Here is a 16,342-nt window from a genome sequence, read left to right as displayed (position 1 = left end):
CGAGGTGAGGTGCGGATGCGGGACGGAGCCATGCGGTGGTGCGGTGGGGTGCGGTACGTGCCGGCCGCCGGCCGGGTCCGTGCGGCCCGCCGCGAGGCGAGGCCAGCTCGGGGCCGCGGCTCAGCGGGCCGGGAACAAGGGGTCCTCGCGGCGCGTGCGCCAGCGGTGGTCCGCCTGGCGCAGCAGTTCCGCCGGATGGTCCAGCGGCGGGACGATCCAACGTTCGGTGATGAGGCGCTTTTGAACCTTCGCCGCCGCCCCGCGCAGGCGTACGGTGCGCTCCCAACCGGTGGTGGACACCGCCCCGGCGGCGCCCAGATCGAGGCAGGTGACGTAGGGCCCAGGGGCGAAGGCCACCCGCGGCTGGCCCAGCAGGTCGGCGGCGGCGTTGTGGCCCGCGTGCTTGCCGAGCGGGATGGCGTGCTGGCAACTGGGCAGGGTGGTCCGACCGTCCTTGAGCGCGGCAGCGGCGGTGTCCCCGGCCGCGTAGACCTCCGGTACCGAAGGCACCCGCAGCCAGGCGTCGGTGACCAGCCGGCCGCTCTGGTCGCGCTCGGCGGGGACCTGCTCGGTGAGGGCGTTGGCCCGCACCCCGCCGGTCCACACCACGCAACGGGTGTCGATCCGGGTGCCGTCCGAGAGCACGGCCGCAGTCGAGGTCACCTCTTGAACGCAGGTGTCGAGCCGGGTTTCGACCCGCAGTTCCCCGAGCGCCGCCTCGATCACGGGGCGGGGACCGGGGCCGAGACCTGGACCGAGGACGTCCGCCCGCTCGACGAGCACGACCCTGACCTCCTCGGCGCAACCGTGCGGGGCGGCCAGCGCCCGCAGCCTGCCCACGAGTTCGGTGGCCACCTCCAACCCGGTGAAACCGGATCCGACGACGACGGCGGTGAAACGCCCGCCGCCGGCCGGCAGCGCGGGCAGCGCCCGCAGCCGCGCGTCCAGGGCCAGAGCCGAATCCATCGTGTCCACATCGTGCAGCAGGTCTGCTCCGGGCAGAGCGGGAGGACGTGCCAGCGCGCTGCCGGTGGCCAGCACGAGCCGGTCGTAGCCGAAGGCGGTGGCCGCGCCGTCCCGGCCCGTTGCGGTGAGCCGGCGGGCGGCGGTGTCCACGCCGGTCACCGTGGCTGCTGCCAGTCGCACCCCGACCGGCCCCAGGATCCGGGCCAGTGGTAGGCGCAGCTTGTGCGGCTGCGCTTCGTACAGGCGTGGCCGCAGGACGAGGTCCGGCCCCGGGCTGACCAGGGTCACCGTCAGCGGTGCCCCGGTTCGGGCCCGCAGCCGGGCCGCGGCTGCTGCCGCCCAGACGCCGGCGAACCCGCCGCCGACCACCACCAGGCGCGGACCGGCCGCCGCGTCCTGGGCGGTGGGCTCGGGATGCAGGGAAGGCACCGTGGCTAGCCCTTCGCCCGGTCGCAGACGCGGGTAAGGAGTTCGTGGACGGTCTCCACCACTGCTGCGTCTTTGAGTTCGGGTTCGCTGACCAGCGGAACCGCGCAGGCCAGCAGTGTGGCCAGACGCCCCCCGTTCTCAGCGGTGAAGGTGAAGGATCCCTCCCAGAGGGCGGCCCGGATCCGCGGTCCGGTCAGGGCGCCGTCCCCGGCGGTCGCCGTCAACAGGATGTCGGTGATGCGGATCTCCAACGCGCTGGGCGCCCAGCGCCCAGCGGTGAAGTCCTGAGCCAGTTCGTCGGCCATCAGGCGGACGTGTGCGGTCGCCGTCGGCTCCAGGCGGGCGACGGTCGGGGTGGTCATGATCATGGCCCCAGGATGGCCGCCGGCGCCCAGGGACCGACCAGGAACCGGTCAAGCGCCGTCGTCGCGCGGTGGGACGTCGAGGGTGAAGTGCAGCGCGCTGATGGCCAGTCGGTGCCGGTGGTAGAAGCGGTGGGCCCGTTGGTTGGTGACGCCGGAGTCCAGCTCGATCCGGACGCAGTCGGCTTCTTGGGCCCGCTGTCGCAGAGCCTCCAGCAACTGGCCACCGAGACCGATGGAGCGGAGCGTCGGATCGGTCACCAGATCGTCCACGAAAAGGATCCGGCCTCGGCTGGTCGACAGCACCCGGTGCCCGGCGACCCCCGCACAGTGGCCCTGCGGGTCGTACGCGGCCGTGAACACCAGTCCCTGTTCGTGACCTTCGGTGGCGAGGCGAGCGAAGCCCGCCTCGGTGAGCTCGGGGCGCAGTGCTCGGATGAGCGGTCCGACGTCCTCGGTCATCCGGGGATCCTCGGGTCGGATGTCGAAGAGGGTCATGCCGGAGGCGGTACGCAACTGTTTTTGAACAGCGGTCATATCGGCATCCTAAGGCTGCCCTGAGCCCGCCCACGGTGCGCGAACCGGGTCGACTTGACGCTCGGTGACCGCCGACTTGACGAACCTGCAACGGACTTGACGTGGCGGTGGTCGAAGGTGACAGACCCGAGGCGAGGAGGTGACGGACCAGTGCCTCGGATCGGCCCGTACTGCGCCGGATGCCTCTCGCGGCACCAGAATCCCCAGACATGCGTGCTGCCTACATAGAAGAGCTGGGCCCGCCGGACGTCATCCGGTACGGCGAACTGCCCGCGCCGGTGCCCGGCGCCCACGAGGTCCTGGTCAACGTGGCGGTGACCTCGGTCAACCACGTGGACACCTTCGTCCGCTCCGGTGCCTGGCGCACCCCGATCACCTTCCCCTTCGTGATCGGCCGCGACGTGGTCGGCACCGTCGCGTCGGTCGGCGGCGCCGTTGCCGGCTTCGCCGTCGGTGACCGGGTGTGGTGCAACAGCCTCGGTCACGCGGGGCGGCAGGGTGCCGCGGCCGAGCAGGTCCTGGTACCGGCGGAGCGGCTCTACCACCTGCCCGCCGGGGCGGACCCGGTGGACGCCGTCGCCCTGGCGCACCCGGCCGCCACCGCCCACCTCGCGCTGTTCACCCACGGCCGGGTACGGGCGGGGGAGACGGTGGTGGTCCTCGGTGCCGCGGGAAACGTCGGCAGCGCCCTGGTGGTGATGGCCGTCCAGGCTGGCGCCCGAGTCATCGCCGTGGCCTCCGCGAAGGACGCCGCACAGGTGTCCCGTCTCGGCGCCCACCACGTCCTCGACTACCGGGACCCACAGTTGCCCGCAGCGATCCGGGCAGCCGCCCCGGAGGGTGTCGATCTCCACATCGACACCTCCGGGCGCAATGACTTGGAGAGCGCCGTTCCGCTCCTCGCCTCGCGGGGCCGGGTGGTGATCCTGGCCGGGCTGCGTACCCGTCCTGTGCTGCCCGCCGGCGAGCTCTACCTCCAGGACCGGTCGGTGCACGGGTTCGCCATCTCGCACGCGCGCTGCGAGGAGTTGGCGGACGCGGCGGCCGGGATCAACCGGCTCCTGGCCGAGGGCTTGCTACGGCCGCCCGCCACCGAAGTAGTGCCGTTGAGGGAGGCCGCCGAAGCCCATCGGCGCCTCGATGAGGGAAAGGTGCACGGAAAGCTTGTGATCCGGGTCTCCGAGTGAGGCTTTTTCTCCAATCCCCGTCGCGCTGGCCCATCGGGCAACTTCAGAACGGCATTGTTGGTCACAGGACTTGACGGATCTGTTTCCGTGCGGTTGACCGAACTTACTGGAAATCGAAAGGATTTATCTCATGGCGAACACCGAAAGCACGATCATCGAAAAGTCCCCGCTCTTTGAGCTTCGTGCCGACATCAACATCTCGGCGACCCCGGACGCCGTCTACGGGGTGATCAGCGACCTGCCGCGCAGCGCCGAATGGAGCCCGGAGTGCATGGGCGGCGAGTGGGTCTCCGGTGAGCCCTCGCAGGTCGGCTCGATCTTCCGGGGCGAGAACCTGCGCAGCGAGCAGGTCGTCGCCTGGGCACCGCTCATCCGCGGCACCTGGCACACGGAGGCGCGGGTCACGGCAGCCGAGCCCGGCCGCACCTTCCAGTGGATGATGCTCACCCACGCCCAGGAGGACCAGGAATCCATCTGGGGCTTCGACATCGCGCCGGCCGCCGACGGCCGGGGTTCGGTACTCACCCACCACTTCCGAATGGGGAAGGCCACCGCCGGGATCCACCACATCGTGGCGGAGCTCGACGAGCCCGCCCGGGAGAAGTTCGTCGTCGACTGGACCGCGAAGCTGGTGCAGGACCTCGATGAAACGCTCGCCCGCATCAAGGACGTCATCGAAAAGGCCTAAGGGCGTTCCCGTAGTCCCCCGGCGGGCGCACGACGGAAGTTGCCGCGCCCCGCAGCGCTTTCGGAGTGTCCTTGTGGGGCCGTGGCGGGAGAGTCCTTCCGTGCTGCGGTCCACCGCAATTGACGCCGCGCTCATTCGCCAGGGATTACAGAAAGTCTTGGCGCCGGCCGGAAAGCCAATCCCTCGGACAAGAGAGTGACGGATGTTTCTCCAACGCATAGGCAACAAGGGAATCCGCCTCGGGACCCTTTTCGACCGGGCGGCGGCCCGGCACCCCGGGAACTTCGTGGTCCTCGACCACGATCTGGACCTCGCCCCCCACCTCGGCCGCCGGGCGACGCTGACCGAACTGGCGGAGCTGATCGCCGATCTGGCGTCGCGCCTGTGGTCGGTGGACGTCCGCCCCGGGGACCACGTGGTCGTCCACAAGAGCGACGGCTTCGACATCTCCTTGCTGGCCTGCGCGGTCGCGAGGATCGGCGCCGTCCCGGTGTTGCTCTCCCCCAAGCTGGACGGAGCGACCGTCGCGGAACTGCTGCGCCGGGTGGGGCGCCCCTATCTGGTGACGGACCAGGCCAAGTTGGAGGACTCGCTGCCCGCTGAGGTCCTCACCCTCTCACGGCGCGTGCTCCTGGCCAGCGGCGACTTCGAGGGGGCGACCCCGCTGGAATCCCTCGCCGGTGCTCAGCGGGTCGGGGCGGTCAGCATGCCCGCTGATCACCCCACGCTGATCACCCACACCTCAGGCACCACCGGCACCCCCAAGCTCGCCGTGCACACCGGTACGAGCTTCCAGGCGCGTTACCGTCCCCAGGCCACAGTGGTGGGGGCAGCGGTGAGGCAGAGCGAACCCATCGCCGTGCACGTCTCGTTCGTGCACTCGCGCATGTTCACCGCCATGCCGATCGCCATCCTGCAGGGGCATCCGCTGATCGTGCTGCGCGATGACGACCCGGAGACCGTCGGCGCCCTCTTCAGTCAGGTCCCGCCCGGCTTCATCGAGGCCCACCCCAACACGTTCCTGCGCTGGGAGGTGCTCGCCGAGGATCCGCGCCGCCCGCTCGCCAACGTCAAGTACTTCTCCAGCACCTTCGACGCCATCCACCCCCGCACCGTCAACCGCCTGCTCCAGGCCTCGGCCCGCAAGGGCCGCCGGTTCGCGCAGGCTTACGGGCAGAGCGAGGTCGGGCCGATCGCCGCGCGCACCTACTCCCTCAAGGACGGCGCGGACTTCAACGGCCGCTGCGTCGGCGTCCCGTTCCCCGGCATGACCGGAGTGCGGGTGGTCAGCCGTGACGGGAACCCGCCCAGCCAGGAGAACCCCGGCTGGATCGAGGTCCGCAGCGACGGCCGGATCATCACTTACCACGGCGAACACGCCCGCTGGGAGAAGCAGGTCAACGACGGCTGGTGGCGGATGGGAGACGTGGGCTACCGCACCAAGTACGGCTGCCTGCACCTGCTGGACCGCGAAGTCGACGAGATCCCGGGCGTCAAGTCCACCCTGGAGATCGAGGACAAGCTCTTCACCCGGGTGCCGGAACTGATCGAGGTCATCATCATCCCCGGCCCGGACGGCACCCCCGTTCCGGTGGTGTCCACCCGCGACGACAAGCCGCTCGACCCGGTGGCCTGGCAGGCGGCCGTAACCGGGTTGCCGCCGCTGGGCGAGCCCGTGCAGTGGCGGCTGGAAGACCTGCCGCAGACCGCCACCACCAAGATCAAACGTCTCGAACTCGCCCGCCTGCTGGGGGCGCAGGAGGCCACTGGAGCCCCGTCGGATTCCTGAGGCCCGTCCCGGGTGCCGCGGCCGGAAGGGCTCACCGCCTCGCGATGTCCGGCAGGGCCCACCGGTCACGGCACCCGGGCGTGTCTCGCAGCTCCCGCCCGGCCCGTGACACCCCGCGCCGCACCCCACCGCGATGTGGGCTGGCCCGACTACCTCCCGTGGCCGCGCTGCCCTGCGCGTTGCGGTACCCGGCGTCGACCGTCGCCGGCCACGTCTGCGGGCGCCCGTCGTTCCACCGCCCCGAGCCCGCTCCCCGTCCCACACCCCGAAGGGAACGCACCCCCATGAGCAGCACACGGACCGAGATCGCCATCATCGGCGCCGGCCCCCGCGGACTGTCCGTCCTGGAGCGGCTGTGCGCCGCCGAACGCCAAACGCCCTCCCACGACTGCGTCATCGTCCACGTCATCGACCCCTCCGCACCCGGCGCGGGTCAGGTGTGGCGCAGCGAGCAGTCCCGCCACCTCCTGATGAACACGGTCTCCTCACAGATCACCGTGTTCACCGACGACAGCGTGCAGATCGAGGGGCCCATCGAGGAGGGACCCACCCTCTACGAGTGGGCGCAGAGCCTGGCGCTCCTCGGAGACCCCCAGCACGACGACGAGGAAACCCTCACCGAAGCGCTCCGGATGGGTCCCAACACCTACCCGACCCGGGCCTTCTACGGCCGCTACCTCGGCGACTGCTTCCGACGCGTGGTCGAGGGCGCACCCGCCCACGTCCAGGTGGTCATCCACCGCACCCGCGCCGTGGCCATGGCCGACACCCACGGCGTGCCCGGCGGACCGCAGGGCGTGCGCCTGGAGAACGGTGTCCGTCTCAACGAGTTGGACGCCATCGTGATGGCTCAGGGCCACGTACCGGCCCGCCTCACCAGCAGGGAGGCTCGCACCGCCAGCCTCGCCCGCATCCACCACCTGACCTACCTCACCCCCGCCAACCCCGCCGATCTCGACCTCAGCGGCATCGAGCCCGGGCAGAACGTCCTCTTGCGCGGACTCGGCCTCAACTTCTTCGACCACATGGCGTTGCTCACCATCGGCCGCGGCGGGTCCTTCGAGCGCATCGGCGAACAGCTCGTGTACCGGCCGTCCGGGCAGGAGCCGAAGCTGTACGCCTTCTCCCGGCGCGGTATCCCTTACCACGCCCGCGGCGAGAACGAGAAGGGCGCGCACGGACGCTACTTCCCGCAGCTGCTCACCGCCGCCCGGATCGCCGAGCTCCAGCAGCGCTCCGAGGACGGCGAGCGGATCAGCTTCAGCGTCGACCTGTGGCCGCTGATCTCCCGAGAGGTCGAGAGCGTCTACTACGGGACGCTGTTGGCCGCCCGTGGTCGAGAGGCCGAACAGGGGGACTTCACCGCCCGCTACCTGGCTCTGCCGGCCGACACCGAGCCGCAGCAACTCCTCGCCGAGTACGGCATCCACGCACCGGACCACTGGAGCTGGGAGAAGCTGTCCCGACCATACGGAGAACGCGAGTTCGCTGACCGCGCCGAATTCACCGGCTGGCTGCTCGACTACCTGCGCGCCGACGTGGAGCACGCCCGGCAGGGCAACGTCAGCGGTCCGGTGAAGGCTGCCCTGGACGTGCTGCGCGACCTGCGCAACGAGATCCGGCTCGCGGTGGACCACGGTGGGCTGGAGGGCAACTCCCACCGGGACGACCTGGAGGGCTGGTACACCCCACTGAACGCCTTCCTCTCGATCGGCCCGCCCGCCTCCCGCATCGAGGAGATGGTGGCGCTGATCGAGGCCGGAGTGCTCGGCGTCCTCGGCCCCGGAGTCCAGGTGAAGATCGACACCACCGCGCAGATCTTCGTCGCCGAATCGGCCGCAGTGCCGGGCCCAGCGATCCGCTCCACCGCGCTGATCGAGGCCCGCCTGCCCGAGCCGGACCTGCGTCGGACCGACGACCCGCTGCTGCGCCACCTGCTCGACACCGACCAGGCGGCGGCCTACCGGATCGACGGTTCCTGCGGCACCAGCTACGAGACCGGCGGCCTGGCCGTCACCGAACGCCCCTACCACCTGCTGGACCCGCGGGGGCGCGCCCACCCCCGGCGCTTCGCCTACGGCGTGCCCACCGAGTCCGTCCACTGGGTCACCGCGGCCGGCATCCGACCCGGCGTGGACTCCGTCACCCTCGGCGACTCCGATGCCATCGCCCGCACCGTCCTCGGGCTGCCCCCGGTCGCCAAGATCCCGCAGGGCGTGCGACCGGTGGACGCGGCCACCGATCTGACCGGGATCATCGTCTGATGGCCGCCCGGCTCGGCCCGGCGCCGGTGTCGGCACCGGGCGCCCCGCAGCGCTGGGCACCCACCCGTACCGCCCGGGACACCGGTTTGCTCTCCCCCGTACGGGTCGGGACCCCGGTGGAAGCCGCCACCTCGGACGAGGCTTGGCTGCAAGCCATGCTGGACGCCGAATCGGCGCTGGCCCGCGCCCAGGCGGGCCTGGGCACCCTGCCGGCGCCGGCTGCGGCGGCGATCACCGAGGCCGCCCGGGCCGACCGGTTCGACCCGCGTCAACTCGCCCTCGCCGCACGGGAGACCGCCAACCCGGTGGTCGCCCTGGTCGCCGCGCTCAGCCAGCTGGTGGCGCAGCGCGACCCGGCCGCCGCCGAGTACGTGCACCGCGGCTCCACCAGCCAGGACATCTTCGACACCGGTGCCATGCTGGTCGCCGACCGGGCGCTGCGGCTGATCCGCTCCGACCTGGACCGGACTGCCGAGGCCCTCGCCGACCTCGCAGGCAAGCACCGCGACACCCTGATCGCCGGCCGCACCCTGTCCCTGCACGCAGTCCCCACCACCTTCGGGCTGAAGGCCGCCGGCTGGTTGCACCTGGTCCGGCAGGCCGAACAGCGACTGGCCCGCGTCCAAGACGGCGGGCTCCCGGTCTCGCTCGGTGGCGCGGCCGGCACCCTGGCCGGTTACGTCCAGTACGCGGAGCTGGACGGGGCGGGTGCCGCCGCGGAGGAGTTCGAGGCCGGCGCCTATACCGATCGCCTCCTCGCGGCCTACGCGGCGGAAACCGGCCTGGCCCGACCGACCCTGCCCTGGCACAGCCTGCGCACCCCCCTGGCCGATCTTGCCGCCGCCCTCGCCCACACCGCGGGGGCGCTCGGGAAGATCGCCGTCGACGTGCAGGGGATGGCCCGCACCGAAGTCGGCGAGCTCGCCGAGCCGGGCGGGACCGGCCGGGGCTCCTCGTCCGCGATGCCGCACAAGCGCAATCCGGTGCTCTCCACGCTGATCCGTTCCGCTGCCCTCCAGGTGCCCGCCCTGGCAGGTGCCCTGACCCAGTGTCTGACCAGTGAGGACGAACGTTCCGGCGGAGCCTGGCACGCGGAGTGGCTGCTGCTGCGCGAAGCGCTGCGACTGGCCGGCGGAGCCGCCCGTACCGCAGCCGAGCTCGCAGCCGGCCTGGAGGTCCGGCCGCTGCGGATGCGAGCCAACCTGGACCTGACCCGGAGTCAGGTGGTCTCCGAGCGGATCGCCGCCGTCCTGGCTCCCCGCCTCGGCAAGGCGCCCGCCAAACGCCTGCTGACGCAGGCCGCGTCGGACGCCACCACCCAGGGGCGTCACCTCGCCGAGGTGCTCGCCGAATCGGCGGAACTCTCCGGCCTACTCGATGCGGTGGAGATCGCCGACCTGTGTGAACCGGCCGGCTACACGGGAGCCGCGCAGGCCCTCGTCGACCGCGCGCTGTCCGACACCGACGCCCCCTGACCAAACCGGCCGGGCCCGGCACGCCGGAAACGAGGTGCACCGGCCCGGCGCCGGCCTGTGTACCGAGCCCAGGCGGGCGTCGCCAGCCCGTTTCGCACCACCACAAGAGGAGCCCGAGGAGCCATGACGACCCGAACGCCCGCCTCCAGACGGTGGATCGAGGACTGGGACCCAGAGGACGAGGAATTCTGGGAGCGCACCGGAAGGAAGACCGCCCGCCGCAACCTGACTCTGTCCGTCCTGTCCGAACACATCGGCTTCTCCGTATGGAGCCTGTGGTCCGTGCTGGTGCTCTTCATGTCGCCGGAGATCGGTCTCGGGTTCGCACCCGAGGAGAAGTTCCTCCTCGTCATGGTCCCCACCCTGGTCGGGGCGCTGCTGCGGCTGCCCTACAGCTACGCCGTCACCCGCTTCGGCGGCCGGAACTGGACGATCTTCGCCACTGCGGTGCTGCTCGTCCCCGCGGTGTTGGCCCTGGTCTTCGTGCAGCGTCCCGGTACCCCCCTGTGGGTCTTCCTGATCATCGGCGCCACCGCGGGCGTCGGCGGCGCCAACTTCGCGTCCTCGATGACCAACATCACCATCTTCTACCCCCAGCGCCAGCAGGGCTGGGCCCTCGGAGTCAACGCCGGCGGCGGCAACCTCGGTGTCGCCGTCGTCCAACTCCTCGGCCTGCTGGTCATCGCGACCGCCGGCGACACCCACCCCTCCTACGTGGTCGCCGTCTACCTGCCGCTGATCGTCACCGTCTCCCTGTTGTCGGCCCTGCGGATGGACAACGTGGCGGCGGTACGGGCGGAACCGGGAGCGCTACGAGAGGCCACCAAGAACCCCCACACGTGGTGGATCTCGCTCCTCTACATCGGCACCTTCGGTTCCTTCATCGGCTACGGCTTCGCCTTCGGACTGGTGCTCCAGAACCAGTTCGGCTCCACCCCGTTGGAAGCAGCCTCGTTCACCTTCATCGGGCCCCTCCTCGGCTCCCTCTCCAGACCACTCGGCGGCAGGCTCGCCGACCGATTCGGCGGCGCCCGGGTCACCCTGTGGAACTTCGTCGGACTGGCCCTGGGCGCCCTGGCGCTGCTCCTCGCCTCCCGGGCCGGCTCCTTCGCCCTGTTCATCACCGCCTTCACCACGGTGTTCGTCCTCAGCGGGCTCGGCAACGGCTCGACCTACAAGCTGATCCCGGCCGTCGCTGCCAGTGCGGCCGAAGCGGCCGTCACCGCCGGCGGCGACGCCCGCAAGGCCTTCGCGCGGGCCCGCCGCTTCTCCGGCGCCGTCATCGGCATCGCGGGCGCCATCGGCGGACTCGGTGGAGTCGGCATCAACCTGGCCTTCCGCGCCAGCTACCAGGGTGACTCCGCCAGCGGCACCCCCGCCTTCCTCTGCTTCCTCGGTTACTACGCCCTGTGCATGGCCGTGACCTGGTACTTCTACCTGCGTCATGAGGCGCCCGCCCCGACGGCGGCCAGCGCCGGAACCCGCCCCGCCACCCCCGCCGCCCATGTCCGCTGACCAGTTGACGGGAAGTCAGCCGATGCCGGTGGGAGGCACCGGTACCGCCCGGAAGCCCGCCGAAACCGCCACCCACTGCGCCTACTGCGCCCTTCAGTGCGGCACCCTGCTGACCCCCCGGCCCCAAAGCCACCCCCGGGAACGGTCAGCAGGCGCCACCCGCGCTGCCCCGGTCACCGTCCGCCCTGATCCCGAATTCCCCGTGAACCAGGGCGGCCTGTGTCAGAAGGGCTGGACCGCGCCCACCCTGTTGCGGACGCCCGACCGGCTCCGCACCCCCCTGCTGCGCGGCCCCGACGGCAGGCTCGCGCCCGCCGACTGGGACACCGCACTCGATCTGGTCGCCGCCCGGCTCTCCCGACTGAGGCAGGCCCACGGCCCGCACTCCGTCGCGGTCTTCGGCAGCGGCGCACTGACCAACGAAAAGGCCTACCTGCTGGGCAAGTTCGCCCGTCTCGCGCTGGGCACCAGCCACATCGACTACAACGGCCGCTTCTGCATGTCCTCGGCCGCGGCTGCCGGCAACGCGGCCTTCGGGCTGGACCGGGGGCTCCCGTTCCCCGTCACCGACCTCGGCCGGGCCGAGGTGGTCTTGCTGGCTGGCGCCAACCCCGCCGAGACCATGCCGCCGCTCATGCGCCACCTGGGCAAGGCACGTCTGATCGTCATCGACCCCCGGCGCACCCGGACCGCCGAACAAGCCGCCCTCCACCTCCAGCCAGTACCCGGCACCGACCTCGCCCTGGCGCTCGGCCTGCTCCACCTCGCCGTTACCGAAGGCCACCTGGACCGCGACTACCTCGACGTCCGCACCACCGGCTTCGCCCAGGCCTGGCAGCGTGCCCTGCCCTGGTGGCCGGAGCGGGTCGAGGCCGTCACGGGCGTCCCCGTGGCGCAGCAGCGCGAGGCGGTACGGATGCTGGCGGAAGCCGGACGCGCCTACCTCCTGACCGGGCGCGGAGCCGAACAGCACAGCAAGGGCACGGACACCGTCTCCGCCTTCATCAACGTGGCCCTCGCCCTCGGACTGCCCGGTCGCGAGGGCAGCGGCTACGGCTGCCTGACCGGCCAGGGCAACGGACAGGGCGGCCGGGAACTCGGCCAGAAGTCCGACCAGCTTCCCGGCTACCGGACGATCACCGACCCCGCGGCGCGCACCCATGTCGCCGGGGTCTGGGGAGTGGACCCCGCCGAACTCCCCGGCGCCGGACCGAGCGCCTACGAACTCCTCGACTCCCTCGGCACCCCCACCGGGCCCCGTGCCCTGCTGGTCTTCGGCTCCAACCCGGTGGTCTCCGCACCTCGCGCCGCCCACGTGGCCGACCGGCTCGCCTCCCTGGACCTGCTGGTGGTCGCCGACTTCGTACCCTCGGAGACCACCCAACTGGCCGACGTGGTGCTGCCGGTCGCCCAATGGGCTGAAGAGGACGGCACCCTCACCAACTTGGAGGGGCGCGTCCTGCGCCGCCGCGCCGCGCTGCCCCCTCCCGAAGGGGTGCGCACCGACCTCGCGGTGCTGCGCGAGCTCGCCCTGCGTCTGGGGCAACCCGCCGAACGCTTCCCCGACACGCCCCGGCAGGTCTTCGAGGAACTGCGGCTGGCCACCAGCGGCAGCCGGTCCGACTACGCCGGCATCAGCTACGAGCGGCTCGACGCCGGCGAGGAGCTGTACTGGCCCTGTCCCGCGTCCGAGGCCCCACACCCGGGCACCCCCAGGATGTTCCTGGACCGCTTCGCACACCCCGACGGGCGGGCCCGTTTCGTGCCCGTGGAGCACCGGCAGGCAGCCGAAACACCCGACACAGCACACCCCCTGTACGCGACCACGGGGCGGGTCCTGGCCCACTATCAGTCCGGAGCCCAGACCCGACGGGTACCGGAGCTCCTGCACACAGCCCCCGAAGCACACGTCGAACTGCACCCCGACACCGCCGCTCGGTACGGACTCGCCGAAGGGGACCTGGCCCGGATCGTCTCGGCCCACGGTGCGATGACCGCCCGCGTGCGGACCTTGCCGACCCTGCGCCCCGACACGGTGTTCGTCCCCTTCCACTTCGCCGCCGAGGGCCGGGCCAACCTGCTGACGGGTGACGCCCTGGACCCGGTGAGCCGGATGCCCGAGTTCAAACTGGCGGCCGTCAGGCTCGGCCCCGAGCCCGAGCCCGACTGCGCGGGACCGCGGGAGGGCGCGCCGTGACCCCCGAGCGGGCCCTCACCGTGGTGGGGCACGGGCCCATCGCGCACACCCTGGTCGAAGCCCTGATCCGGTACGGACACCGCGGACCGGTGACGGTGTTCGGCGCCCGCGGCACCCCGGCCCACGAACCCGCCCTGCTCCCCGCCGTTCTCGATGCCGGCCTGACTCCCGAAGCGTTGCACCTGCCGCCGCTGCCCTCCGCCGTACAGGTCCACTCGGGCACCGAGGTCCTTGCCATCGACCGGCGCCGCCGCCTGCTGCACACCAGTTCCGGGCAGACCCATGCCTACCAGACCCTGGTCCTGGCCACCGGGGTCCAGTCCAAGGACCCCGGTATCGAGGCAGTGCCCGGCCCGGAGGCCACGCCGCCGCCCGGCGTTCGCTACCTGCGCACCCCCGCGGACCACCGGGCCGTCGCCGCCGCCGAAGGCCCCGTCGTCGTGGCGGGTGGCGGACTGCACGGGGTCGGGACCGCCGTTGCGCTGCGCGCGGTCGGCCACGAGGTGACCTTGGTGCACCCCGGGCCCCGCCCCGCCCACCGGGAACTCGACGCGCGGGCCGGTGCGGTCCTCGCCGGCGCCCTGCGCCAGCAGGGCATCACCCTCGAACTCGGCCACCGGGTCAGCGCCCACCAGCCCGGCAAGGCCGTCCTCGACGACGGCCGGCTACTGGCCGCCGGTCTCCTCCTGGTGTGCGCCGGCCACCGGGCGCACGTGGACCTGGCCCGCCGCGCGGGGCTCGCCCTGCGGGGTGGCGCAGTGCGGGTCGATGGCCGCCTACGCACCTGCGACCCGCACGTCTACGCGGTGGGCGGTTGCACCGCGGACCCCGCACGGGACCGGGCCGAGGACCTGGCCGCCGTACTCACCGGCCGCCGCGCGCTGTCCCGCCCCGCCCGGCGGGTCCTGCGGCCACGCGTCCCCGGTCTCGACCTGACGGTCCTCGGCGAGCCCGTGCCGGAGGAGAGCGGCGAGCACGGGGAGGCCGAGGACGTGGAGGTCCTCACCCTCACCGGTCCGGCCCGCCACGCCCACCTGCGACTGCGGGAGGGGCGTCTGCACGGGGGTGTCCTGATCGGACTGCCGAAGGCCGCGGCCGACCTGACCCGCGCCTATGTCGAGGACCGTCCGCTGCCCAGCGACCGGTTGGCCCTGCTCCTGGGACGACCGAGCCAGTACGCGGGGCGCGGCGCACTGCCGCTGGACGCCGTCCTGTGCCAGTGCAACCACGTCACCAAGGCAGCGCTGGCCGGGGCCTGGCAGTCCGGTGCCCGCGACCTGCCCGCCCTGGCAGCCGCCACCCGGGTCACCACCGGCTGCGGCAGCTGTTCGGCGGTGGTGGCCCGGCTCTGTGCCGAATGGACCGAGGACCGCTCCGAAGGGAAGACCTGACCATGCGCAAGACCCTGGTCGTCGTCGGGTACGGGATGGTCGGGCACCGGCTGGTCGAGGAGATCCGCGCGGGTGACACCTCCGGGCACTGGCGGGTGGTGGTCGCCGCGGAGGAGCCACGCCCCGCCTACGACCGGGTGGCGCTCTCCTCGTATGTGGCCGGTACCAGCGTCGCGGAGCTCACCCTGCCGTCCCGCACCGCAACGTCACAGGACCGACCGGGGCCCGAGGTGCGCCTGTCCACCCCAGCCGTCCACCTCGACCGGGCGGCCCGCGCGGTCACCCTCGTCGACGGCACGCGGCTGAGCTACGACGCGCTCGTACTGGCCACCGGATCCCGCCCGTTCGTGCCGCCGGTGCCGGGCCGGGAACTACCCGGCTGCTTCACGTACCGCACGGTCGAGGACCTCGACGCGATCCGGGAGGCGGCGAGGGCGGGCGCGCCCGGCGTGGTCATCGGCGGTGGACTGCTGGGACTGGAAGCGGCGCAGGCCCTAAGGACGCTCGGCATGCGGGCGCGGGTGGTCGAGCTCGCCCCACACCTGATGCCCCTGCAGATCGATGCAGGGGCCGGGCGGGTACTGGCGGGGTTGGTGGCCGGGCTCGGGGTCGAGGCGTACTGCGGGAGGAGCCTTGCCGCGGTGCTGCCGGACGCCGAGGGTCGGGTGCGCGGGGTGAGACTGTCCGACGGCAGCTTCGTCGAGGCCCGTATGGTGATTTTCTCGGCGGGGGTCCGCCCTCGGGACGAGTTGGCCGAGCCGGCCGGGCTGGCCCGTGGCGAGCGGGGTGGATTCCTGGTGGACTCGCACTGTCGTACCGCGGATGCGCGGGTCTGGGCCGTCGGCGAGTGCGCCGCCGTCGAGGGTCGCTGCCACGGGATGGCCGCCCCCGGCTACCGGATGGCCGAGATCGTGGCTCGCCAACTGCTCGGGGCTCCCGCCGAGCCCTTCCCGGGCGCGGACACCTCGGCCAGGCTGAAGTTGCTCGGTGTGGAGGTGGCGGGCTTCGGTGATGTGCACGGCTCCGGCGAAGGCGTCCTCAGCTTCGTCCGTGTGGACCCGCGGGCCGGCACCTACGCCAAGCTGGTGCTCGACGCCGACGGCCGCACCCTGCGCGGCGGCGTCCTCGCCGGGGACGCCCGCGGCTACCCGGGCCTACGTGCGCTGCTCGGCCACCCCCTGACGTCCCCACCCGAGAGGCTGCTGGCCCCGTAGCGCCGACGCCGCCCCACCGGGGCCGGGGAGACACGTTTGCCTCCGGCAGGCGGGCCCGGCCGTCCGGGTGCGGTCGGGCCCGCCTGCCTCGTCATACGGTCAAGGACCGTTCAGCGGATGGTCGACAGTCGCCGTTCAACTCGACGCCTGGGCTAGTACTGCAACCGCATGTGGGGGTCGTGGCCTCGGCGTTGGTAGTGGCATCGGCGGGCTCGGGCCTGGCTGCGGCGTCGGAAGTGTGACCAGTGCAGACGGTGCTCGTTGCTGTGGCAGCGGGGCGTGACGACAACGTGCCCGATCATCCGGCGGATTTCCGGGACGCTGAGGG

At 72.2% G+C, this 16,342-nt stretch carries 12 protein-coding genes; 9 read left to right on the top strand and 3 right to left on the bottom strand.

The window, feature by feature from the left end:
• Positions 1–120 precede the first annotated feature (120 nt).
• From ACFYMC_RS16585 to ACFYMC_RS16575, 3 genes are read right to left on the bottom strand one after another with little or no spacing between them, the layout of a single operon-like run.
• Complete coding sequence (locus ACFYMC_RS16585) at positions 121–1,395, bottom strand: NAD(P)/FAD-dependent oxidoreductase (RefSeq protein WP_388525003.1); 1,275 nt, start codon at positions 1,393–1,395, stop codon at positions 121–123.
• Between the two features lie 5 nt (positions 1,396–1,400).
• A complete protein-coding gene (locus ACFYMC_RS16580) occupies positions 1,401–1,763 on the bottom strand; it encodes a hypothetical protein (protein ID WP_388525000.1) in 363 nt (120 codons plus the stop codon).
• Positions 1,764–1,808: 45 nt separating this feature from the next.
• Complete coding sequence (locus ACFYMC_RS16575; protein ID WP_388524998.1) at positions 1,809–2,294, bottom strand: GNAT family N-acetyltransferase; 486 nt, start codon at positions 2,292–2,294, stop codon at positions 1,809–1,811.
• Positions 2,295–2,503: 209 nt separating this feature from the next.
• Here ACFYMC_RS16575 and ACFYMC_RS16570 point away from each other — a divergent pair, with 209 nt between their 5' ends.
• The 9 genes from ACFYMC_RS16570 (at position 2,504) to ACFYMC_RS16530 (ending at position 16,014) form a co-directional block, all read left to right on the top strand.
• A complete protein-coding gene (locus tag ACFYMC_RS16570) occupies positions 2,504–3,481 on the top strand; it encodes an NADPH:quinone reductase (RefSeq protein WP_388524995.1) in 978 nt (325 codons plus the stop codon).
• A gap of 130 nt (positions 3,482–3,611) precedes the next feature.
• Positions 3,612–4,169: an SRPBCC family protein gene (locus tag ACFYMC_RS16565; protein ID WP_388524992.1), complete on the top strand. Its 558-nt coding sequence runs from the start codon at positions 3,612–3,614 to the stop codon at positions 4,167–4,169.
• A 202-nt stretch (positions 4,170–4,371) separates the two neighbouring features.
• The gene (locus ACFYMC_RS16560; RefSeq protein WP_388524989.1) at positions 4,372–5,958 is read left to right on the top strand and encodes a class I adenylate-forming enzyme family protein; all 1,587 of its coding nucleotides are present in this window, start codon (positions 4,372–4,374) and stop codon (positions 5,956–5,958) included.
• 284 nt (positions 5,959–6,242) lie between these two features.
• Positions 6,243–8,222, top strand: coding sequence for an FAD/NAD(P)-binding protein (locus tag ACFYMC_RS16555; RefSeq protein WP_388524986.1), 1,980 nt, complete (start codon positions 6,243–6,245; stop codon positions 8,220–8,222).
• On the top strand, positions 8,222–9,697 hold the full coding sequence (locus ACFYMC_RS16550) for a lyase family protein (RefSeq protein ID WP_388524984.1): 1,476 nt from the start codon (positions 8,222–8,224) through the stop codon (positions 9,695–9,697). Before ACFYMC_RS16555 ends, ACFYMC_RS16550 begins: the two co-directional genes overlap by 1 nt.
• A gap of 123 nt (positions 9,698–9,820) precedes the next feature.
• Positions 9,821–11,212 (top strand): MFS transporter, encoded by a 1,392-nt coding sequence (locus ACFYMC_RS16545; RefSeq protein ID WP_388524981.1) that lies wholly within the window; start codon positions 9,821–9,823, stop codon positions 11,210–11,212.
• Between the two features lie 22 nt (positions 11,213–11,234).
• Positions 11,235–13,409, top strand: a complete 2,175-nt coding sequence (locus ACFYMC_RS16540; protein WP_388525216.1) for a molybdopterin oxidoreductase family protein — start codon at positions 11,235–11,237, stop codon at positions 13,407–13,409.
• Positions 13,406–14,800 carry an FAD-dependent oxidoreductase gene (locus tag ACFYMC_RS16535; RefSeq protein WP_388524979.1) on the top strand — a complete coding sequence of 465 codons (1,395 nt, stop codon included), beginning with the start codon at positions 13,406–13,408 and terminating at the stop codon, positions 14,798–14,800. Before ACFYMC_RS16540 ends, ACFYMC_RS16535 begins: the two co-directional genes overlap by 4 nt.
• Positions 14,801–14,802: 2 nt before the next feature.
• Positions 14,803–16,014, top strand: a complete 1,212-nt coding sequence (locus tag ACFYMC_RS16530; RefSeq protein WP_388524976.1) for an NAD(P)/FAD-dependent oxidoreductase — start codon at positions 14,803–14,805, stop codon at positions 16,012–16,014.
• Positions 16,015–16,342: the final 328 nt, after the last annotated feature.

Source organism: Streptomyces sp. NPDC006879 (genome assembly GCF_042869595.1).
Lineage (GTDB): Bacteria > Actinomycetota > Actinomycetes > Streptomycetales > Streptomycetaceae > Streptomyces.
Note: the sequence above shows the minus strand (reverse complement) of the source record. Positions and strands in the feature narration are given on the sequence as shown.